This is a genomic window from Arenicella xantha (assembly GCF_003315245.1).
GTDB lineage: Bacteria > Pseudomonadota > Gammaproteobacteria > Arenicellales > Arenicellaceae > Arenicella > Arenicella xantha.
In genome coordinates this window covers 1-2,128 of sequence record NZ_QNRT01000024.1, presented here as the reverse complement: position 1 = coordinate 2,128, position 2,128 = coordinate 1, and the positions used below count along the sequence as shown (strand labels likewise).

Below are 2,128 nucleotides of genomic sequence, written 5' to 3'. Positions count from 1 at the left end.
TTCGGCTGAGCTTAGCTTCAATATCTAAAAGTACAGTGAATCCTGAAACAAAGAAATAGACCGCCATAACACTGGTATAGATTTTTCCAAGAATATCTAATTTCATATTACCGACTCTGATCAAGTCATGCATAACGCCCTTAAAACGGGCGCGCGTGTTTTGCGCGTCCGAATGAACGTAGTGAATGTAAGTTTTTAATCTTGTTAGGCGATTTCATTTAATACCTTGATTTTAGGTTCTTCCGCAGCCAAAACCATTACTAAGTCATTCATTGAAATTAAGGCATATTGCCTTAATTTTGAATCACTGTACGCACTTGAGATAGGTTCATATTTTTCTAACCATTCAGAGTTTTTCACTTCAATGAATGGGTAAACGCAGTCCGAGAAAGTCTTTGAACATTTAGGTAAGACATCTGGTAAGTCTATTTGGCTATAGCTTTCATTCTCCCAAATGAAAGTAGCGGGATTTTCGAAAGTCACCTCAATATCATTTTTAAAGCCGTTCACAACCAAAGAAAATTTCATTTCAAAAGAAATTGCATGTGAATCCTTATACGAGATATAGATATCTGCACAAGGATGACTAAGACCTTGAACTAAATTGAGAGCTTCTGCCTTCATGCGCCTAACGCCTCTCAAACGGGCGCGTTGAAAACGCGTCCGAGCCGAAGGCGGCAGTTTTGGGACTTGTTAATGCGCTAATTTTCATTCGTTGTGGCCTTTTCTCTAAGCGATATAATTTTATCTACTACTTTTTTCGCTTTTGAGTCTATTTGTATGAACAGGTTTGTCTGTTTATTCCTATACCCGCTGATTTCTCCATAATATGGGGGCCTTGTCTCAAAGTAGTTAAGCTCTACTTTGACGCTTGGCGCTTCGAATTTAGAGTATGAAATATTCTGAATCTTCGGCCAAGGAATTTTAACAAACTCTTTATCGCGAGAGAAATATTCAAAACCATCCAGATCGGCTTTTGCATATTCGGTTGGCTCTGAATGCGCATATCTATAACGCCGCAAAAACGGGCGCGGGTAACGCGTCCGAGCCGAAGGCGTAATGTTTTTTGCCTTGTTATATTTAGTCTCCAATTAAAATTAAACACACTGGTTAGGAACTAGATCAAATGTCGAGGGGCCAAAACGTGCTCTTTGAGTTACAGTGATGTTCGTCTGAGGCTCGACAACGCTGAAGTCGATTTCTATTAGATCTAGCCTATCATCTAACTGAATTTCGAAATCAACATTACCTGCTAATGCGTTGAATATAAGATCTTCTGTAGTACTGAAAAACACAGCGCCTCCCTCGCTTACATTTATCATAAGTTCAATATTTAGTCCGTCCAACCTTGGGTCTTGTGAGCCATTTTCATTGAATTTGGCTAAGCCAATATTCATATCCAGGGAAAATACACCTGGTGATGCACAACGCATACCTATAGTGCCAATAACTACTTCATCAAAGAGAGTAGCTATAGATGTTTGTGCATGCGCTGGCAAAATAATCGAATTAACTATAGGTGTTGACCATATCGTTACAGCACCAATCTTTTTTAATGTTCTTCGTCTGTAATTCATACTTTAATCCTTTTAATATAACGCCAAGCCAAGGGGCAGAGCGGAGCGACGTCCCGCGGAATGAGCGCAGCGAATGGAGCAATCTTTGGTGCCTTGTTATGTTTTCTTATTTTCAATTTGATAAAAAAATTGCTCTTTTGATAAATCGCCATAGCTAAATATTATTACATCGGACTCATTGCTTATGTAGTGATATTCATTGCCCCACGGGTCTTGTGGGATCTTATTTAAGTAAGACCCCTCTAGCGCATCTAGTACTTTTGGGAAAAACCCATTTTCACTTTCATAGCGTTGTACCGACTCTGACAAAATCTTTATATCGATTTTCGCCTTCGCTTCAAATAAATGCGTGAAATCACAAAAGTTAAAAGAGCCAATAGCTACAAAGTAGAGCCCCCCTATTATCGCTGCCGAAATCAGAACGTATTTAGAAATGGACTTCATCATCTGTAAACATAACGCCGCAAAAACGGGCGCGCGTAGCGCGTCCGAGCCGAAGGCGTAAAGTTTTTTGCCTTGTTAAGTTTCTGCATTGCCGAAATACTCTTTGT

At 39.7% G+C, this 2,128-nt stretch carries 4 protein-coding genes; all 4 read right to left on the bottom strand.

All coding sequences use genetic code 11. The features are described 5' to 3' along the window. Positions 1-204 precede the first annotated feature (204 nt). A complete protein-coding gene (locus tag DFR28_RS19510) occupies positions 205-624 on the bottom strand; it encodes a hypothetical protein (RefSeq protein WP_113956083.1) in 420 nt (139 codons plus the stop codon). Positions 625-701: 77 nt separating this feature from the next. Then, positions 702-1,091 (bottom strand): hypothetical protein, encoded by a 390-nt coding sequence (locus DFR28_RS19505; RefSeq protein WP_147251085.1) that lies wholly within the window; start codon positions 1,089-1,091, stop codon positions 702-704. A 6-nt stretch (positions 1,092-1,097) separates the two neighbouring features. After that, entirely contained in the window at positions 1,098-1,577 is a 480-nt protein-coding gene (locus tag DFR28_RS19500; RefSeq protein ID WP_113956081.1) for a hypothetical protein, read from the bottom strand. Between the two features lie 96 nt (positions 1,578-1,673). Then, positions 1,674-2,024: a type II secretion system protein GspG gene (locus tag DFR28_RS19495; RefSeq protein ID WP_113956080.1), complete on the bottom strand. Its 351-nt coding sequence runs from the start codon at positions 2,022-2,024 to the stop codon at positions 1,674-1,676. Positions 2,025-2,128 lie beyond the last annotated feature (104 nt).